The organism is Bifidobacterium tibiigranuli (genome assembly GCF_009371885.1).
In the GTDB taxonomy this organism is placed as follows: Bacteria; Actinomycetota; Actinomycetes; order Actinomycetales; family Bifidobacteriaceae; genus Bifidobacterium; species Bifidobacterium tibiigranuli.
In genome coordinates, this window is the sequence record NZ_QLZA01000007.1 from 83,772 (window position 1) to 101,841 (window position 18,070).

The 18,070-nt window shown below is 61.0% G+C and carries 15 protein-coding genes and 2 tRNA genes; 13 read left to right on the forward strand and 4 right to left on the reverse strand.

The features are described 5' to 3' along the window. Positions 1–18 precede the first annotated feature (18 nt). A complete protein-coding gene (locus DDF78_RS07210) occupies positions 19–1,368 on the reverse strand; it encodes a DUF3100 domain-containing protein (protein ID WP_152581227.1) in 1,350 nt (449 codons plus the stop codon). Positions 1,369–1,537: 169 nt separating this feature from the next. On the opposite strand from DDF78_RS07210, the gene DDF78_RS07215 reads away from it, so the two are divergent. From DDF78_RS07215 to DDF78_RS07250, 8 genes are all read left to right on the forward strand, one after another. After that, positions 1,538–2,566, forward strand: coding sequence for an Lrp/AsnC family transcriptional regulator (locus tag DDF78_RS07215; protein WP_152581228.1), 1,029 nt, complete (start codon positions 1,538–1,540; stop codon positions 2,564–2,566). Between the two features lie 56 nt (positions 2,567–2,622). Further along, positions 2,623–3,225 carry an NAD(P)H-dependent oxidoreductase gene (locus tag DDF78_RS07220; protein WP_152581229.1) on the forward strand — a complete coding sequence of 201 codons (603 nt, stop codon included), beginning with the start codon at positions 2,623–2,625 and terminating at the stop codon, positions 3,223–3,225. A gap of 70 nt (positions 3,226–3,295) precedes the next feature. Further along, positions 3,296–4,843, forward strand: a complete 1,548-nt coding sequence (gltX, locus tag DDF78_RS07225) for a glutamate--tRNA ligase (RefSeq protein ID WP_152581230.1) — start codon at positions 3,296–3,298, stop codon at positions 4,841–4,843. Between the two features lie 481 nt (positions 4,844–5,324). After that, a tRNA-Glu gene (locus DDF78_RS07230) sits at positions 5,325–5,397 on the forward strand. Positions 5,398–5,438: 41 nt separating this feature from the next. Continuing rightward, positions 5,439–5,510, forward strand: a tRNA-Gln gene (locus tag DDF78_RS07235). Positions 5,511–5,990: 480 nt separating this feature from the next. Then, a complete protein-coding gene (locus tag DDF78_RS07240; RefSeq protein ID WP_152581231.1) occupies positions 5,991–7,226 on the forward strand; it encodes an ABC transporter substrate-binding protein in 1,236 nt (411 codons plus the stop codon). Between the two features lie 24 nt (positions 7,227–7,250). After that, a complete protein-coding gene (locus tag DDF78_RS07245; RefSeq protein WP_152581232.1) occupies positions 7,251–8,162 on the forward strand; it encodes a carbohydrate ABC transporter permease in 912 nt (303 codons plus the stop codon). Then, the gene (locus tag DDF78_RS07250) at positions 8,162–9,046 is read left to right on the forward strand and encodes a carbohydrate ABC transporter permease (RefSeq protein WP_152581233.1); all 885 of its coding nucleotides are present in this window, start codon (positions 8,162–8,164) and stop codon (positions 9,044–9,046) included. Before DDF78_RS07245 ends, DDF78_RS07250 begins: the two co-directional genes overlap by 1 nt. 275 nt (positions 9,047–9,321) lie before the next feature. On the opposite strand, the gene DDF78_RS07255 is transcribed toward DDF78_RS07250, so the two are convergent. Together DDF78_RS07255 and DDF78_RS07260 are read right to left on the reverse strand one after the other, a co-directional pair. Continuing rightward, a complete protein-coding gene (locus DDF78_RS07255; protein ID WP_237564599.1) occupies positions 9,322–9,945 on the reverse strand; it encodes a DNA-3-methyladenine glycosylase I in 624 nt (207 codons plus the stop codon). Positions 9,946–10,076: 131 nt separating this feature from the next. Then, positions 10,077–10,613 carry an NAD(P)H-dependent oxidoreductase gene (locus DDF78_RS07260; RefSeq protein ID WP_152581234.1) on the reverse strand — a complete coding sequence of 179 codons (537 nt, stop codon included), beginning with the start codon at positions 10,611–10,613 and terminating at the stop codon, positions 10,077–10,079. Between the two features lie 207 nt (positions 10,614–10,820). Here DDF78_RS07260 and DDF78_RS07265 point away from each other — a divergent pair, with 207 nt between their 5' ends. Next, a complete protein-coding gene (locus DDF78_RS07265; RefSeq protein WP_237564600.1) occupies positions 10,821–11,555 on the forward strand; it encodes a TetR/AcrR family transcriptional regulator in 735 nt (244 codons plus the stop codon). Positions 11,556–11,659: 104 nt separating this feature from the next. Next, positions 11,660–13,003, forward strand: coding sequence for a metallophosphoesterase (locus DDF78_RS07270; RefSeq protein ID WP_152581235.1), 1,344 nt, complete (start codon positions 11,660–11,662; stop codon positions 13,001–13,003). A gap of 137 nt (positions 13,004–13,140) precedes the next feature. On the opposite strand, the gene DDF78_RS07275 is transcribed toward DDF78_RS07270, so the two are convergent. Beyond that, a complete protein-coding gene (locus DDF78_RS07275; protein WP_237564601.1) occupies positions 13,141–13,968 on the reverse strand; it encodes an IclR family transcriptional regulator in 828 nt (275 codons plus the stop codon). A 150-nt stretch (positions 13,969–14,118) separates the two neighbouring features. Between DDF78_RS07275 and leuC the strand changes: the two genes are divergently transcribed. The 3 genes from leuC to DDF78_RS07290 all read left to right on the forward strand — a co-directional run bounded on the left by leuC (position 14,119) and on the right by DDF78_RS07290 (position 18,023). Further along, on the forward strand, positions 14,119–15,522 hold the full coding sequence (gene leuC / locus DDF78_RS07280; protein ID WP_152581236.1) for a 3-isopropylmalate dehydratase large subunit: 1,404 nt from the start codon (positions 14,119–14,121) through the stop codon (positions 15,520–15,522). Positions 15,523–15,767: 245 nt separating this feature from the next. Next, entirely contained in the window at positions 15,768–16,499 is a 732-nt protein-coding gene (gene leuD, locus DDF78_RS07285; RefSeq protein ID WP_152581237.1) for a 3-isopropylmalate dehydratase small subunit, read from the forward strand. A 405-nt stretch (positions 16,500–16,904) separates the two neighbouring features. Beyond that, positions 16,905–18,023 (forward strand): beta/alpha barrel domain-containing protein, encoded by a 1,119-nt coding sequence (locus DDF78_RS07290; protein WP_152581238.1) that lies wholly within the window; start codon positions 16,905–16,907, stop codon positions 18,021–18,023. Positions 18,024–18,070 lie beyond the last annotated feature (47 nt).

Below are 18,070 nucleotides of genomic sequence, written 5' to 3' on the forward strand. Positions count from 1 at the left end.
GGCGTCTTTGGCTTGTTGTCAGCTCCACAGGCCCAAGGCCAGCTCGGCCACGCACACCGACAGCAAGTACGATGCGGCGACCGACACGAGGCCGACAGGGATGATTTTCCAGCCGAGGCCCTTGAGCAGCGACAGCTTGGTGCCGACGGTCAGACCGGCGATGGACAAGACGACCGTGCAGATGGACAGGAAGTCGACCGGGGTGGTCATCGCCGTCACCCATTTCGCAATCGGGCTGATCGGGGAGCTGATGATGACGCCGAGCGTGACGATCATGACCATCGCGGGGACCTTGTTCCGTGTGAGCTTCGAGAGCGCCATGCCGGCTGCGGCGAGCGCCGCCACCAGCAGATAGCCGACTACGAGCTGGTAGGTGAAGGACTTGGTGGCGATGGCGGTGATCGGGATGCCGATGACGACGAGAATGACGAAAATAACCCAGGTCGGCATAGTCACCAGGCTCTCCGGCTTCTTCTCCACTTCGCCAGACGGCGCAGCGGAGATCTCTGCGGTGATGGGGCGGACGTTGTCATGGGCGAGCTTGTTGTAGAGCTTTTCCGCAAGCGGCAGCGCGACATATACGCCGACGTACACGCCGATGAGGCCGGTGATGACGTTCGAGGTCGCAGCCATCGCCAGCACCTCGTTTGCCATATTGGGATGCTCTGCCGTGATGGCGCCGGTGGCTGCCGCCATCATCGAGCCGGATCCGACTCCTGCGCCCATGGCGAGCGCGAGCGGGTTGAAGATGTGCAGCTGGCTGGTGACGGATGCGATCAGCCCGACGAGGATGGTGCCGAACAGCGTGCCGAAGATGTACATGGTGAGTACGCCACGGTATTGGGGCGAGCCGGAGCCGTATCGTTCGCTGACCATGGCGAACGACCCTTCACGGTCGATGGAGAACGTCGCACCGATGGTGGACGGGCCCATATGCAGCAGCACCGCCAACGGCAGCGCGAGCAGAATCGTGGCGAACATGTGCCCCAGCTCCTGCAGCAGCAGCGCCGGCCCGGCGTGCACCAGCAGCATGATGCTCGGGCCCATGGTGAAGGCGAGCCTAGCGGTGAGCAGCAGCACGGCCACGTCCATGATCTTCTGTGCAATGGCGACATCGCGCTCGCTGAACGGCCTGAATTTCTGCGCGGACACCACTGTGCCGATGACCAGACCCCAGAGCATGGGAAGCAGCGTAACCTTAATGGATTTTCCGAGCGGGATGATCAGCGGGCCGGCGATCTGCGATACCGCGGCTATCAGTAGTACGATGACGCTGACGATAAGAACGGCTTTTTTGGGGAATTCAGGCTTGTGATGAGGTGCATCTGGAGCGTTGGGTGCGGCCGACTCGGTTTGCGCTGCGGACATGGCGTCCTCCTTAGGTTGAAGTCTCGCGGGGAGATGATTCACGGGTATTCGGGCTGGGTTGGTAACGTTCTGCGTTGCTGAACGATATTGCTGAAACATAGGCGGTCAAATGTTAACTGATGTAACGAATACATTGCCGTGAAGTAATCTAGGCACATACTCCGTGTCTATGCAGGATACATCACAGATTGCCGTATCAGATGACGAATATCGTCTGATCAATGCGTTGCAGATATCGCCCTGGGCCCCATGGTCGGTGCCGGCTTCAGTGCTGGGGCAGGACCCCGTCACCCTCGCCCGGCATTGGGCGCGCTTGGAACGCTGCGGCATCGCCTGGATAGGGGCGTACCTTTCCGGCAACGCCGCCAAGGCCAGCGCCCTGTTCGAGCTGTCCTGCCCGCCATCTCAAGTGCTCGCGGTCGCCCGCAGTCTCGCCTACGACAAGGAGGTGCTCACCATCGACCTGACCACCGGCGCGCGCGATCTGCTGCTGACGGTGCTGTGCGAGGACTTCCAGGAGCTGCAGCACTATGCGGTTGAACGCATGCGGCTACTTCCCCAGGTCGTGAGCATGCGCACGCAGATCGTCACTTCGAACCGGCTCACCTTCGACGCGCGCACATGGCGGCTCAATGTCCTGACGCCAGCCGAGGTCCGCCAGCTGGCGCAATACCAGAAAAGCCAGAACGAGCGCGGTCTCGCCGTGCAGCGCAAGCCCGATCGGCGCGAACGCGATCTGATTGCCTCCGCGCTCAGGCATGACCCGCGCATGAGCATGGAATCGCTGGCGCGCTATACCGGCATTCCGTCGCAGCGGGCGCGCGACTGCCTCAGCTTGTCGCTTGCCGAAGGCGATATCGTGCTGCGTGCTGAAATCGCCAGGATTCTGTCGCAAACGCCGGTGTATGCGTGGCTGTTCATCAAGGTCGCTGCGGGGCAAGTTCCCAAGACGCTCAAAAGCCTTGCCGCCATGCCCGAGACAAGACTGGCGACCGCTGTCATGGGCAGCTGCGACATCGCCCTGGCCGCGTGGCTGAAAAGCCTGGAGGATCTCGAACGCCTGAAAACCGCGCTGGCGCAGCAGCTGGGCTTAAGCGTTGTTGACACGTCCATCGTCATGCGCACCCCGGTTCATCTGCACGAATGGCTGAACGAAGCCGGGCTGCGCATACGCGCCGGCGATGCGCAGCCGGGCTGATGCGGAGTGAGGATGAATCTGCCTGTTCTGTCCCGCAGGCGCTGAACAATGTGGGTATGAGCAACGTTCTTGTTATCACCAGCAATCCTGAGCCTGCCTCGCTTACCGACGCGGTGGGTGAGGCCTTCGCGGCGGGTGCACGCGGGCGCGGAGCGCAGGCGGAGGTGCTCGATCTGTACGAGGTCGGCTTCAATCCGGTCTATAGCGCCGAGGACCGTGCACACTATCTTGGACAGGCACCGGTGCCTGACGATGTGGTGCCGATACAGGGCAAACTGGCGGATGCGGATGTCATCGCGCTCGTCTTTCCGGTGTATTGGTACACTATGCCGGCGATGGTCAAAGGATTCTTCGACCGGGTCATCTGCCGTGGGTTCGCCTACGACGCGGCCACCGGTAAGCCGCTTGCGCTCGCGGGCAAGACGGTGCGTGTGATTGCACTCACCGGCGGCGCACGGCAGTGGTACGAGTCGGACGGCATCGATGCCGCGCTGCGCAACCAGATATGCGCGCAGACCTTCACGAAGTACTGCGGCGTGGACGATGTGGACCTCGTGTATGTTGACAATCTGAGCATGGGAGATGACGACTCAGCTAAGCGCGCTGCCGCTGCCTTGCAGCTCGAACGCATCACAGCACTCGGCGCGTCGCTGGTCTGAAGGTCGGCTGGGCAGACGGCAGGCCAGCGGGTATGCCGCCACGTCCCAGTTGCGCGGCACAATAGGGCGTATGACTCAAGCTGAAATCGCAACCCAAGCACGACCCGCCGCCGAAGGCAAGCCCGAACTCCCTGAAAACGTCCGCGTCCGATTCTGCCCGTCGCCCACCGGCACCCCGCACGTCGGCATGGTGCGCACCGCGCTGTTCAACTGGGCGCAGGCGCGCCACAGCCACGGCACCTTCGTGTTCCGCATCGAAGACACCGACGCCGTGCGCGACAGCGAGGAAAGCTACAACCAGATTCTCGACGCGCTCAAATGGCTCGGCATCGACTGGGACGAGGGTGTTGAAGTGGGCGGCCCCGACGGCCCGTATCGCCAGTCCGAGCGCAGCGCAATCTACAGCGATGTCGCGCAAAAGCTCCTGGATGCCGGCTACGCCTACGAATCGTATTCGACCTCCGACGAAATCGAGGCGCGTAATCTCGCCGCAGGCCGTCCGAAGGCCTTCGGCTACGACGGCTACGACCGCGATTTGACCGAGGAGCAGAAGGCCGCCTTCCGCGCCGAGGGCCGTAAGCCTGCGCTGCGCATCCGCATGCCCGATGACGATGTCGCCTTTGACGATTTAATTCGCGGGCGCATCGAGTTCAAGGCCGGTTCAGTGCCGGACTACGTGATCGTACGGCCGAATGGCGACCCGCTCTACACCCTGACCAACCCGGTCGATGACGCGATGATGCGCGTCAATGTCGTGCTGCGCGGCGAGGACCTGCTCAGCTCCACGCCACGGCAGATTGTGCTCTACCGTTATCTCATCGCGCTTGGCGTGGCGAGCGAAATGCCGCTGTTCGGCCATATGCCGTATGTGATGGGCGAAGGCAAGAAGAAGCTCTCGAAGCGCGATCCGGAGTCGAACCTCTTCCTGCATCGCGAGAACGGGTTCATCCCCGAAGGACTGCTCAATTACTTGGCGCTGCTCGGCTGGTCGATTGGCCCCGACCGCGACGTGTTCTCCATGAGCGAGCTGATCGAGCATTTCGACGTGCGCGATGTGAAAGCCAATCCGGCCCACTTCGATATCGACAAGGCCATTGCCATCAACGCCGAACATATTCGTATGCTCGAGCCGCAGGACTTCCTGAATCGCTCCGTGCCCTACCTGCACCGTGATGGCGTGGTTTCGGCCGACTCGTGGGGCGCGCTTACCGACCGTGAACGGGAGATTCTGAGCGCTTCTGCCGAACTGGTCCAGCCGCGCGTGCGGCTGCTCGGCGAGGTGTCGGGCATGGTCGGCAGCCTGCTGAGCGACGCGGAATACCTCGAACCCGAGGCTGACGCGCGCAAGCAGCTCAAGGACTCGGCAGCCGACGTGCTCGGCAAGGCCATCGCTGCGCTGGAGCCAATCGAAGAATCCGCCTGGACGACCGATAACCTGCACGAGACGCTGACCCAGGCACTGGTGGAGGATGGCAGCTACAAGCCCCGGCTCGCCTTCGGCCCGGTGCGCGTGGCGATGTCCGGCCGCCGCGTATCCCCGCCGCTGTTCGAGTCCATGCAGATCGTCGGCAAGACGATCAGCGTGGCGCGGCTCAAGGGGTTGCTTGCGCAGTTGTGATACAGAAACCGTGATGTATACGGCTGTGGCGTTTTCCTAAAAGCTGCCGCAGCAGCCAGAAGGAATTGACGACTCTGTCTTGTTTCTGACAATAAGCCTCAAATAACGGCAGAAACGAGACAGACTATGGTGAACTCTGTCTTGTACCTGACATTTGACGCCGGAAACTGTCGCAAACAAGACAGAGTTCGGGTGGCGCCGGATATGCTTTACGGCTCGACGTTGTCTCGCGTCCCGAGTCCGGAGGACTGGTGTGGTAGCCGTCCAGCCATAGCTCAGCCGAAGGTTTGACGGTGTCTTCGTCACCGTCCTTCGCAGCCTTAGCGGCTGCTCACTTCACCTACAGGCAACGCACTGCGTTGCCTGCTTAACGGTTCAGCACTGCGCTGCCCGCTTTACGGCTCGACACGCCGTCTTGCGCTTGGTGACGAATGCCGGTATATTTACATGCTGTTGCTTGAAAGGGCGATAGATAATTTAAGCCTCCATCGTCTAGCGGTCTAGGACTACGCCCTCTCACGGCGCCAACACCGGTTCAAATCCGGTTGGAGGTACGAAGACGCTGTAGCTGCTCGCAGCTGCGACGCCTGCCAATTGGGGTATGGTGTAATTGGCAACACGGCAGTTTCTGGTACTGTTGTTCTTGGTTCGAGTCCAGGTACCCCAGCAAATACGAAAGCCCTACAGCCACAACGGCTGCGGGGCTTTCCCATATTCTCTCTGCTGATCTACGTCGTTGCAGAGGCTCTGAACGAAATCAGCAACGGCGGTGCAGCTCATGTAAGGCACGCCGTGAAAAGTGCACACAATCGATGTTATTATATGGAAGCACAGATACCCACAATTGAAGCGGGTGTTTCGGGCGACATGTCGAACCGGTTGATTTTAGGTCGTCAACCGTGAGACGATATGAAACACGATGTGCGAACACAGTGATGTGAGCGCACAGCACACATAGAAAGAAGGGCGATGATGCCACGTATCTTCTACCGGCCGCAGCGGCCGGATCGCGCCATGGCCTCGCAGGAGGCCGGGCACGAGACCTTGTTCTCTCGCGCATGGTTCGCTTTGCGAGGGCAAATTCAGCGGGGAGGGGGGGGCTGACAGGTCTTCCCGCCGTCCCAACGCAGGCAGGGGCAAGCGCGTCATGGCGGCCCTCGCGGCTGTTGCCATGATCGGCGCAGGACTGGCCGGGTGCTCGTCCGGCGGCCGCACGAAACTCGTATTCGCCTTCAACAAGCGCGAAGCGGTGCCGTTCATGCAGCAGGTCGTCGACGACTACAACAAATCGCAGGACAAGGTCAACGTGGTGATGGACACCTCGGGCCTCAACTCCACTGCTGCGGGCTTCGTGCGGGGCGCGCCTGCCGACCTGCTGCTGGCCAACTTCAACAATCAGGCCGCCCGTTACGTCAACCAGTGCGCGGTGACAGATCTGTCCGACACCGATGCCGCCAAACGCGTCCGTCCCGACGTCAAGGCTCTTGTGGATGGCGTGGGCAAGTGCCCCGGGCGCACCAGCGCGGTGCCGTATTCGATCATGGCCGCCGGCGTGATCTACAACAAGGACATCTTTGCGAAATACAACTTGCAGGTGCCCAAAACCTACGATCAGCTGCTGAGCGTAAGCAAGACGCTCAAAAGCAACGGCGTCGCTCCGTTCTTCGGCACATTCTATGACGGTTGGACCGTCTCTCAGGGATGGTTCGACTATGCTGCTGGCGGGTCGCTGGATCTGAAATCGTTCTTCCAGTCCATCGAGAAGGACGGCGCCAATGTCGGTCCCAATTCCTCGGTGTCCTACGAAAAGGACTTCCTCGAGCCGATGAACAAGATGATGACGCTGGCCAAGGATTACACCAATCCAGACGCCAACTCCAAGATTTACGGCGATGGCAACACGGCGATGGCCAACGGCAAGGCAGCGATGTACCTGCAGGGCCCGTGGGCTTTCAGCGAAATCTCGAAGACCAATCCCAAGGCGAATCTGGGCACCTTCCCGCTGCCGATGACAGACAATCCCAAGGATTTGAAGACGGCGGTCAACGTCGATCTGGGCGCGATGATCCCGGAGCAGTCGAAGCATCAGGCTGAGGCTCGGGACTTCATGAACTATCTCTTCCAGCCGAAGATCATCAACGCCTACAACGCCTCGCAGCTCGGTTTCGGCCCGCTGAAGGATTCCGCCCCGGAGACGGATCCGCGCGTCGCCGGTCTGCGTCCCTACTACGAGAAGGGAAAGATCTACGCCGGTCCGTCATACGTGATTCCGCAGGCGATTCCGATTCCCCAGCTCGCGCAAAGCATCGTCCTGGGAGCCGATCCCAAGGACGTCCTATCCACCATCGATGCGGACTGGGCGCGTTTCGCCCGCCGCCAGTAACCGTGGAATCGAAGGAGTTACATCATGGCTATCAGTTCACTTCCCAGCGTCCCTGACGTTCCCGAAAAGGCAGATCGCAAGCATCGCAAGGTGGAGCCGGTCTTCTGGTGGATGACCGTCCCGACGCTGGTCGTCTTCACCCTGGCGATACCGATTCCTGCGGCGATAGGAATCTTCTACAGCTTCACGAACTATATCGGCGTGGGCAAATGGCATTTCCTCGGGCTGGCGAACTACATCGCGATGTTCACCGACCCGCAGATCCGTCAGAGCTACATCTTCACCATCGGCTTCTCGCTGGTCACCGTGCTCGCAGTGAACGTCATCTCGTTCCTGCTGGCAGTAGGTCTCACCGCGCGAATCCGGGCCAAGGTGGCGCTGCGCACGGTCTTCGTCATCCCGATGGTGATTTCCGGCATCGTGATCGCGTACGTGTTCCAGTTCCTGTTCTCCAACTCGCTGCCCGCGCTCGGGCAGGCGCTGGGCGTCGGCTGGCTCAAGGAGAGTATGGTCACCAACCCGCATCTGGCATGGGTGGCGGTCGTGTTCGTCACGGCCTGGCAGTCAATTCCCGGAACCCTGCTGATCTACATCGCCGGTCTCATGTCCGTGCCCGAGGATGTGTACGAAGCCGCTGACATCGACGGCGCGAGCAAGTTCCAGCAGATGACCAGGATCACGATTCCGCTGGTGTTCAGCTATGTGGTGATCAACACGATCCTCGGCTTCAAGGGCTACCTCAACGCCTACGACATCATTGTCGGCTTGACGAACGGCGGCCCGGGCACCTCGACGATGAGCGTGGCGATGAACATCGTCAACGGCCTGACGAACGGCGATTACGCCTACCAGATGGCCAATGCGACGATCTTCTTCATCTTCACACTGATCGTCTCGCTGCTGCAGCTTTCTCTTATGCGTGGAAGGAACAAGTGATGAGTGCACAATCCATAACCCCGGCCGCTTCAAACGCGAAACCGAAGAAGATCAGGGCGCGCATGGAGCGCGTCAACTGGCCTGCGACCATCATTCTGGCCGTGTGCTCGCTGACGGTGCTCATTCCGCTCTACGTCACGGTTTCGATGGCGTTCAAAACCACCAAGCAGGCGGTTGATGGCAACGCCTTCAGCCTGCCGAACCCGGTGAGCGTCGACGGATTCAAGCAGGCCTGGACGATGACCAAGACCCCGGTCGGCGCGGGCATTTCGGTGCTGATAACCGCCGGCGTGGTGTTCCTGGTGATCTTCCTGGCCGCGTTCCTCTCCTACTCGATCGTGCGCAACTGGGATCATCGCTTCTTCCGCTATTCCTTCTTCTACGTGCTCGCCGCGATGTTCATCCCCTTCCCGGTGGTGGCGCTGCCGCAGATCAGCCTGACGGGCCGCTTGCACCTGGACAACCCCTTCGGCGTCATCATTCTGGCATCGATGTTCCAGCTGGCGTTCAGCGTCCTGCTGTTCACCACCTTCCTGCGTTCGATTCCGAACGAACTTGAGGAAAGCGCGCAGATCGACGGCGCGTCGACGTGGCAGACCTTCCGCAAGATCGTCTTCCCGCTGCTGGCCCCGATGAGCGCCACGGTCGGCATCTTCGCGTTCCTGTATGCGTGGAACGACTTCATGATGCCCTCGCTGATCATCTCCGACGCGACGCTTCAGTCGTTGCCGGTGCGCCAGAACATCTTCCAGTCGCAGTTCAGCAACAACTACAACGTGTCCTTCGCCTCGTACCTCATGGCGATGGCCCCGGCCATCATCGCCTACATCTTCACCCAGCGTTGGGTGATGAGCGGCGTAACCCAGGGTGCGGTAAAAGGCTGAGCCGTTAAACGGGGAGCCCAGTGGGCTCCCCGTAGGCGAGGTGAGGCCCCGCCAAGGGGCCGAAGGACGACACCGTAGGCGGCGTCACTCCGTAGGAGAGAAAAGGGCCGAAGGACGACACCACACTCACCCATACCCCATACGTCACAACCCCCGCACTATCTCGACACCGGTGCGGGGGTTGCGGCGTCTCCTGCCAGTTATACGTCACAACCCCCGCATGATGGTCGAATTCATGCGGGGGTTGTGACGTTTGCCTACCAGTTTCCTGCGACTCACCCGTTCTGCGGGCACAGAAAGCAGCCTTGCACATGATCGTTGACCATGCCGACCGACTGCATGAAGGCATACATAATGGTCGGGCCGACGAACTTGAATCCCCGGGTTTTCATTGCCTTGCTCATCGCGGTGGATGTCGGGTCGCTCGGCGGTATCGCGCTCGCATCCGCAGGCCGATTGACCCGCACCTTGCCATCGACGAAGGACCATAGGTAGCTATCGAACGATTCTCCGACTGCATCCATAGTGCCGACCAATTGCGCATTGTGGATGATTGCCTCGATCTTGCGCCGGTTGCGGATGATACCGGGGTCTGCCATCAGCGCGGGCACTTCATCATCCATCGCGGCCACGCGCTCTGGCTCGAATTCATGGAATACGGTCCGCAGCCGTTCTCGCTTGTTCAGTATCGTGCTCCACGACAGCCCAGCCTGCAGCCCTTCCAGACACAGCCGCTCGAAGAGATCACGGGAATCATGACACGGCTTGCCCCATTCCTCGTCATGGTAGGCAAGCATCGCATCGCCCGCGCTGTATGCCCACACACAGCGTGTGGGTGTCTTTGATGGCGGAGCATCAGGTTCATCGTCGTGCGTGGCGGCCGATAGCCGTTCTGACATAGTAGTTTTTCTTTCGTGCTGCATGCCAATCACTGTCCCATAGCGTCACGTCATCTGGATGATGTGACGCTATGGGACAGAGCAGCGTGCGCCTGACTCGTGGTTTACCGTCGAAATGAGCGAGCTACGGCTTATCGAGACTGCAAGTCCCTGACGAATTGGACATACGCTTCGGCGTTCTGCGAGATGTGCTCCTCCGATGGGGCGTGCGCGGTGCCGTACAACGCGAAAAACGGCCGGTAATCGGCGTGGCAGTAGTCGAATGTGGTTTCGAAGGGCGTGAGCAATTCCTTGAGCGTGTACCGATATCTGCCTTCAGCGCTGTAGTCGGGCTGCGCGATGTCCGCACTGACGGCAAGTGCAACAGGCTTGTTGCGCAGCGCGTTTCCGCCCACGCCGCACGCCCAGCCGTGGGTAAGCACGTCGTCGAGCCACTGCTTCATCAGGGGCGGGCAGTTGAACCAGTACAAAGGAAATTGCAGGATGAGCGCGTCATGCGAGTCCACGAGGCGGCGCTCGCGTTCGGCGTCGATTTGGCCGTCCGGATATGCCTCGGCGAGCACATGCGCATCGCATAGTTCGCTGTGCCGGCGCGATGCTTCGACCCAGTGCCGGTTGATAACTGATTCGCCAAGGTCGGGATGCCCTGCGACCACCAGTGCTGTCATATGAGAGGCGCCTTTCTTGCCTGAGTGCATATCGATATCAGTATAGTGTGTACAACTGTACATTTCATGATACGATGCGGAATATGACACATGATCATTGCGCAGGCGATTCCTGCATGAGCTGTGCACGCAGGCATGTCAATGGATAACGGTTGGCGCAGCGTCCGGCAGCCAACTGCGGACACATCGTCAAATCGGGGAGGAAGCATGGATATGAAGGCCGAGCTGCCTGCAAAAAACGAGTCGGCATCGGAGTCGATACCGGGTCGCAAGACGCAAGCTGAGGAATCGACTCACAAGAGCAGCGTAAGGCTCAGTAGCAACGCAGCTCATAGGGTCAAGGCTGCGTCAGGAAAGCAGACCCGCCGCTTGCGGCGCACCGACCCTGGGCGGCGCGATCGCATCATTGACAGCTGCCTGGATGTCATTGCGCAAGTCGGCGTGGCGGGCGCGTCGCATCGCGTGGTCGCCAGGGCTGCCGATGTGCCGCTGGGCTCGATGACCTATCATTTCAACGGCATGGACGAGCTGCTGCGCGAGGCATTCACCCGCTTTGCCAACAGTGTCGCCGACCGTTTTGAGCGCCGCATGGCGCAAGCCGAGGATCTGGATTCGGCCCGAGTCGCGGTCGTCGCCATCATCACCGAAGACATATTCTCCGGCCCGCGCGAGCAGGTGCTCACCCACGAGCTGTACACACTCGCGGCCAGAGACCCGTCATTCCGCGCCATTACCACGGCATGGATGCGTCGCAGCCGCGCCGCGCTGGAACGGTTCTTCGACCCTGATACCGCGCGTATGCTCGACGCGCTCATCGAAGGTCTGAGCATCCATCGTGCCCTCGATCAGCAGCCGCGCGATGCCAGCGAAGTCGTGGAAGCGGTCAACCGCATCACCGCCACCGCAGTGGACCAGCGAGCCAAGCAGACCGAGACGGACTGAGTAGGAAGTCGGGCATAATGAACATATAGCCGCACAGCCTCGCCGTACAATGCGCAAATCTGCCCAATAGCCAGCGAACACACGGATGCACTATGGTGGTGAGTATGAACGAAACGCAGCGAACGTTGCCGACGACGATGCCGGCCCAACATGCCCAGCAGGCCCAATCCGCGCATCAGGGCGACTGGCGGCCGCTGTCGGTGTCCGCGCGGCTTGGTCGGCTGCAATTCCACAATTCAGGCAAGTTCCGTGTGCTGCAACTGGCCGACATCCAGGACGGCCCCAAAATCGACAAGGACACCATCAAGCTGATAGGTGCCTGCCTGGACGCGGCGCGGCCGGATGTCGTCGTGTTTTCGGGCAATCAGATCGCCGGCTACGACACCGCGTACGCCGCGACCTTCCGCAAGCGTCACTGGACTGTGGCATGGAATCGGGTCAGGACACAGAACGCGGATCGCTTCGCCGCCGACTTGGAGCATACGCGGGGACTGGTGCGCTCGCAGATTACGCAGTTTGTGCAGCCGCTTATCGACCGTGGAATTCCGTGGGCTGTGACCTACGGCAATCATGACTTTCAATGCGGTCTTGACAATGCGGAATTGGACGCCATCTACCGCGAGTTTCCCGGCTGTCTGAATCCCGAGTCCACGGCTGCGAGTCCCGGTCATCCGCGCATTCAGCCTTCGTCCGGGCTTCCTGAGCAGCGGATTTTCCCATGCGAGCCGGGCACCTTCGCACTGCCCGTGCTGGATGCAGAGCGTCGGCGTGCCGTCATTGCCTTGGTGCTGCTGGACTCGGGCGACTACTCGCCGCTGGGCGGTTACGGAGTGCCTTCTGACCGGGCGCTGACCTTCCTGCATTCGATTTCGGGTCTGCTGGGCGTGCGTTCGATGGTCTTCCAGCATTTCCCGCTGCCGCAGCATTACGAGCTGCTCAAGGAGGTGCTGGCCACGGCCGACCATGCTGTGGAAGGCTACCGCGCTTTCGCGGGGCATCATTATGTCATCGATGAGACCAAGACGCTGCCTGGCAGCTACCTCGGCGAAGGCGTGAGCTGCCCGGATCACGACTGCGGGGAATTCGACCTGATGAAGGACGGCGAGGGATGCTTCGCGCTCAGCGCCGGGCATGACCATCGCAATCGCTTCGTCGGCACGCTCGACGGCATCCTGCTGGCGGCGACTCCGACCTGCGGTTTCGGCTCCTACGGTCCTGCGCCCGCGCAGCGCGCCGCCCGCCTGTTCGAATTCGACATCCGCCACCCCTTCGCCCCGCGCACGCAGCTGCTCGAATTCGGCGAGCTGGTCGGCAAACCGAGCAATCGCAAGGCCTATACCTACGCGCTCAACGACACGGCGGCCTCGCCAGGGGAGACGATGGACCTGCTGCGCAAGCCGGGGCTGGTCTCACGCATTGCCAAGCGACTGCGCGGTATCGGTCAGTAATATCAGTAGTGCCAATAGCGTCAGCAGCGCAGGGCGGCGATGACGAACTCACAATAGTGGAACTGGAACGAAACGGCTGCTGAGCTAAGGGGGTGCGGCCCTTTCATTCCAGTTATTGCAAGTCCCTCATCGTGTGCCTAGCGATTGACGCTGGCCTTCATGAGCGCATCGGTCAGGTACTTGCCTGCGGTCATTACGAACGGCGCATAGCGGCGGCCCGGCGCGGAACCCATGCGACCGGAAGGGCCGGAGATGGAGATGGCGGCGATGACCTGCCCGGAAGCGTTGCGAATCGGCGCGGAAATCGAGCACACGCCTTCTTCGCGCTCGTTGATCGACTCGGCCCATCCGCGTTTGCGCACGGCGGCGAGACGGCTGACCGTGTATTTGGCGTGAAGCAGCCCCTGATGAAGCCGCTCCGGATCTTCCCATGCCATCAAGATCTGCGCTGCTGAGCCGGCCTCCATCGAAAGCATCGCGCCTACGGGAATCGAATCACGCAGCCCGCTGGCCCGCTCCACTGCGGCGATGCATACGCGCTGGTCGCCCTGCCGACGATATATCTGCGCCGATTCGCCGCTGCGGTCGAGCAGCGTTTGCAAAATAGGCCCGGCGGCGGTCAGTAGACGGTCCTCGCCGGCGGCTGTGGCCAGCTCTGCGAAACGCGAGCCCAGCACGAAGCGCCCGTGCGTGTCGCGCAGCACGAAACGGTGTCGTTCCAAGGCAATCGCCAGCCGGTGCGCGGTAGGGCGCGCCAGAGCGGTGGCTGCGACCAGCTGGCTGAGTGTCAACGGGCCGGATTCCAAGGCATCGAGAATCTTGACGGTTTTGTCAAGCACGCCGACCCCCGAATGGATCTCTCCGTCATCTACGTGGGCAGCCCCGGTCGCGCCGTGGCCGTTGCGCGCGGCATCATCGTCGATCTGCGCATCGAACTCGTCGGTGTTGGTGCTAATAGAAGTCATATTCGGATTATGCCATCTCATATTTCGAAACGCAAAAGTCCGTGCGCGCTGCAAGCTCGCATACTCGGTTGTGGAAGGGCTGTGTTCAGACGCACAGCCGAAATGTGTTCAGGCGCAAAACCGTGTATGGCGAGTCCAAAAGGAGACTACATGGGAACCACATTGGCTGAGAAGGTATGGGCCGACCATTTGGTGCGGCGGGGAGAAAACGGCGCCCCCGATCTGCTGTACATCGATCTGATGCTGATGCACGAGGTGACCAGTCCCCAAGCGTTCGAAGGGCTGCGGCTCGCCGGGCGCAAGCCGCGCCACATCGACCAGCTCATCGCCACCGAGGACCACAACACGCCGACGGTCAACATCGACCGTCCCAATCCGGACAAGACCTCAGCGCTGCAGTTGCAGACCTTGGAACGCAACTGCAAGGAGTTCGGCGTCCGTCTGCACGGCCTGGGCGACGCCGATCAGGGCATCGTGCACGCCTTCGCGCCGATTCTGGGACTGACGCAGCCCGGCATGACCATCGTGTGCGGCGATTCGCACACCTCGACGCACGGGGCTTTCGGCGCGCTGGCCTTCGGCATCGGCACCTCCGAGGTCGAGCATGTGATGGCGACGCAGACCCTTTCGTTGAAGCCCTTCAAGACGATGGCCATCAACGTGGACGGCGAACTGCCGGCTGGTGTTACTTCGAAGGACATTATCCTTGCGATTATCGCGAAGATTGGCACCGGCGGCGGCCAGGGCCATGTGCTCGAATACCGTGGCGAGGCGATTCGCAAGCTGTCGATGGAAGCGCGCATGACCATGTGCAACATGTCCATCGAGGGCGGTGCGCGCGCCGGCATGATCGCGCCGGATGAGACGACGTTCGAATACCTTGAAGGTCGTCCTCACGCGCCTGAAGGCGAGATGTGGGATCAGGCGCTCGAGTACTGGAAGACGCTCAAGACCGATGACGACGCCGTGTTCGATAGGACTGTGAACCTGAACGCCAGCGACCTCGCGCCGGTCGTGACCTGGGGCACGAACCCCGGCCAGGGCCTGCCGATCACTGCGAATGTGCCGGTACCGGAGCAGATTCCGGACGCCAACGCGCGGGCTTCGGCCACGTCGGCCATCGAGTACATGGGGCTGACGCCGGGCATGCCGATCAAGGATATCGCGGTCGATACGGTGTTCATCGGCTCGTGCACCAACGGCCGCATCGAGGACCTGCGCACGGCGGCGAAGATCATGAAGGGCCACCACAAGGCGAAGTCGATTCACCGCGTGCTGGTCGTTCCCGCCTCCTCGCGCGTGCGGCTGCAGGCCGAGCAGGAAGGGCTTGACAAGGTCTTCACCGATTTCGGAGCCGAGTGGCGCAACGCCGGATGCTCGATGTGCCTGGGCATGAACGCGGACAAGATGGTGCCGGGCGAGCGCTCGATCTCGACCTCGAATCGCAACTTCGAAGGCCGCCAGGGCAAGGGTGCGCGCACGCATCTGTCCTCGCCGATCGTGGCCGCTGCGACTGCGATTCGCGGCACGATCTCAAGCCTGGAAGATTTGTAAAGCCAGCTTTCAGCGGTTTGGCCGGCGGCTCTAGCGGGCGGTGGTTTTCGGCCTATGTGATTTCGGCCGATATGGTCTGTCTGGCGAGAAAACCATTGCCAGCAGGCCGTATGGCTGGTAAGGATTGTAGAAGAGGATTCGCGCGGCGCTTCTGCTGGACTGAATAGGGAATCAGGCTAATTCGATTTCGGCTGGTTTCAGTGGACATGGCTGCGAAACGGATACGTCAAAGGACATGAAGATTTATGGAAAAACTTACTGTGGTGAGCGGCGTCGGCGTACCGCTTCGTCGTTCGAATGTGGATACGGACCAGATCATCCCGGCCGTGTTCCTCAAGCGCGTGACCAAGAGCGGCTTCGACGACGCGCTGTTCTATGCGTGGCGGCGCAACCCCGAGTTCGTGCTCAACCGTTCGGAATATGCGAATGGCAAGATTCTGGTCACGGGGCCGGACTTCGGCACCGGCTCGTCGCGTGAGCACGCCGTGTGGGCCTTGCATGACTATGGATTCAAGGTCATCATCTCGCCGCGCTTCGCCGACATCTTCTACGGCAACACCGCCAAGAATGGCGTGCTGGCTGCAATCATGCCGCAGGAGAGCATCGAGCTGCTTTGGAAGCTGCTCGAAGAGGAGCCGGGCCGTTCGATGACCGTGGACCTCATCGAGCGCACTGTGACTTGCGGCGACGTGACGCTGCCCTTCGAGGTGAATGACTACACGCGCTGGCGCCTGATGAATGGCTACGACGACATTGACCTGACCTTGCAGCACGAGGACGATATCACTGCTTACGAGAAGCTGCGCGCCGAGCGCTTCCCCTTCAAGCCCAAGACCCTCCCCGCCAAGCACATGCCCGAACATCGCATCGCCTCCGCCAGAGAGCAAGATGAGGGTAAGTGGCCCGGACCGTTAAGCGGACAGCGCGGTGCGCTGTCCAACGGTCCTGGGCGGAGCCGCGATTTACGAGCGGCGTAGCCAATACTGAGCCCGCCGAAGGCGGTCCCTAAGTGCAGGACCAGGACCGTCCTTAGGATGGGCGGCCAGGCGGACTGCCCGGAGTCAGTATTGTCTTCGTTACAAGTCAAAAATTGCAGGACCAGGACCGTCGTAGTTATGGAAAGCCTGGTGTCTGCGCGCACTGAGTATTGCGTAGCATACGATTAATGACTGCAGAACCAGGGCCGTTCTATACCTGAGTGAAGAAAAATCGGGTCTTTCATCGGCCGCGTAGCGCGGTGGGCTGTCCAACGGACCAAGACCGCCCTTGGAACAGGCACCCCGGTGATCGCTCACAGCCAGTCATCGTTTCCATCAGACTCAGCTTCTGCTGTTCGTAGCGCCGTTCTCCTATACTGGTGCAAAAATCTATAGGAGTGTGTTATGGCCGAGTATGCCGAGCCGTTCTACGATGTGAATCTTAGCTATGCCGAGAACTACGAACGTGGCCCGTTCGGCGCATTCGCCGGGGCGCTTGCCGAACAGTCATCCCAGCCTACCGGGTTGTCTACATCCAAATCCGATGCGAACTTCCTGGGTTTCCCGGTCAATTTGCCTTTTGGCATCCCCGCCGGCCCGCTGCTCAATTCGCGGTTCACTACGGCCGCGTTCCGCATGGGCTTCGATCTTGCCGTCTATAAGACCGTGCGTACCCGGGCTTGGGACTGCAATCCTTTCCCCAATGTGCTTTCGGTGCATCCGCGCACGAGCGCGCTGACTCCGGGTGACGCCGAGCTGGACGAAGGCGTGCTGGCGGACGGTCACTTCGAACGGCCATTGTCGATTTCCAACTCCTTTGGCGTGCCCTCGCGTGACCCGGACGAATGGCAGCCGGACATGCGTGCCGCCATCGCTGCAGCAGGGTCTGGGCAGCTGCTCATCCCCAGTTTCCAAGGCTCGCGGCATGAGGGCATGACGACGAGCGAATACATCGCCGACCATGTGACTGCCGCCAAGCTGGTTCGGGAAACCGGGGCGCAGCTCATGGAGATGAACACGAGCTGCCCCAATGAAGGCCGTAATCGTCTGCTCTGCGATGACCCGCGCTTGGTCGGCGAAATCACGCAGGCTGTGAAGAACGAGATCGGCGACATGCCGCTGATCATCAAGCTGGCGTATCTGCCCAGCGATGAGGCTTTGGAACGCATGGTGCGCGAAACCGCCTCGCACGGCAGCGTGCAGGCCTTCGCGACAATCAACACGGTTTCCGCGAAGCTGGTCGATCGCAAGGGCAATCAGGCGCTGCCGGGCGAAGGGCGCGAACGCAGCGGCGTGTGCGGTTCGGCCATTCGCAGCGCCGGGCTGGACATGGTTCGTCGACTCGCCGATATGCGCGAGCGGCTGGGACTTGATTTTGCGATTATCGGCATCGGCGGGGTCATGGGTCCGGCAGATTATCAGGCATACCGGTCGGCTGGCGCGAATGCGGTGATGAGCGCGACCGGTGCCATGTGGGACTGTGAGCTGGCGCATCGAATTAAGGGTGAATTGGTGCAGCAGTAATACAAGCGGCAATATAGCAAGGAAACTTAGATGGAGCTGCGGTCCAG

Coding starts and splice junctions, on each gene's coding strand:
- DDF78_RS07290 (WP_152581238.1), top strand. CDS start 16,905: ATGGCCGAGTATGCCGAGCCGTTCTACGATGTGAATCTTAGCTATGCC.
- DDF78_RS07255 (WP_237564599.1), bottom strand. CDS start 9,945: ATGTCAGAACGGCTATCGGCCGCCACGCACGACGATGAACCTGATGCT.
- DDF78_RS07270 (WP_152581235.1), top strand. CDS start 11,660: ATGAACGAAACGCAGCGAACGTTGCCGACGACGATGCCGGCCCAACAT.
- DDF78_RS07275 (WP_237564601.1), bottom strand. CDS start 13,968: ATGACTTCTATTAGCACCAACACCGACGAGTTCGATGCGCAGATCGAC.
- gltX (WP_152581230.1), top strand. CDS start 3,296: ATGACTCAAGCTGAAATCGCAACCCAAGCACGACCCGCCGCCGAAGGC.
- DDF78_RS07260 (WP_152581234.1), bottom strand. CDS start 10,613: ATGACAGCACTGGTGGTCGCAGGGCATCCCGACCTTGGCGAATCAGTT.
- leuD (WP_152581237.1), top strand. CDS start 15,768: ATGGAAAAACTTACTGTGGTGAGCGGCGTCGGCGTACCGCTTCGTCGT.
- DDF78_RS07245 (WP_152581232.1), top strand. CDS start 7,251: ATGGCTATCAGTTCACTTCCCAGCGTCCCTGACGTTCCCGAAAAGGCA.
- DDF78_RS07250 (WP_152581233.1), top strand. CDS start 8,162: ATGAGTGCACAATCCATAACCCCGGCCGCTTCAAACGCGAAACCGAAG.
- DDF78_RS07215 (WP_152581228.1), top strand. CDS start 1,538: ATGCAGGATACATCACAGATTGCCGTATCAGATGACGAATATCGTCTG.
- DDF78_RS07240 (WP_152581231.1), top strand. CDS start 5,991: ATGGCGGCCCTCGCGGCTGTTGCCATGATCGGCGCAGGACTGGCCGGG.
- leuC (WP_152581236.1), top strand. CDS start 14,119: ATGGGAACCACATTGGCTGAGAAGGTATGGGCCGACCATTTGGTGCGG.
- DDF78_RS07210 (WP_152581227.1), bottom strand. CDS start 1,368: ATGTCCGCAGCGCAAACCGAGTCGGCCGCACCCAACGCTCCAGATGCA.
- DDF78_RS07220 (WP_152581229.1), top strand. CDS start 2,623: ATGAGCAACGTTCTTGTTATCACCAGCAATCCTGAGCCTGCCTCGCTT.
- DDF78_RS07265 (WP_237564600.1), top strand. CDS start 10,821: ATGGATATGAAGGCCGAGCTGCCTGCAAAAAACGAGTCGGCATCGGAG.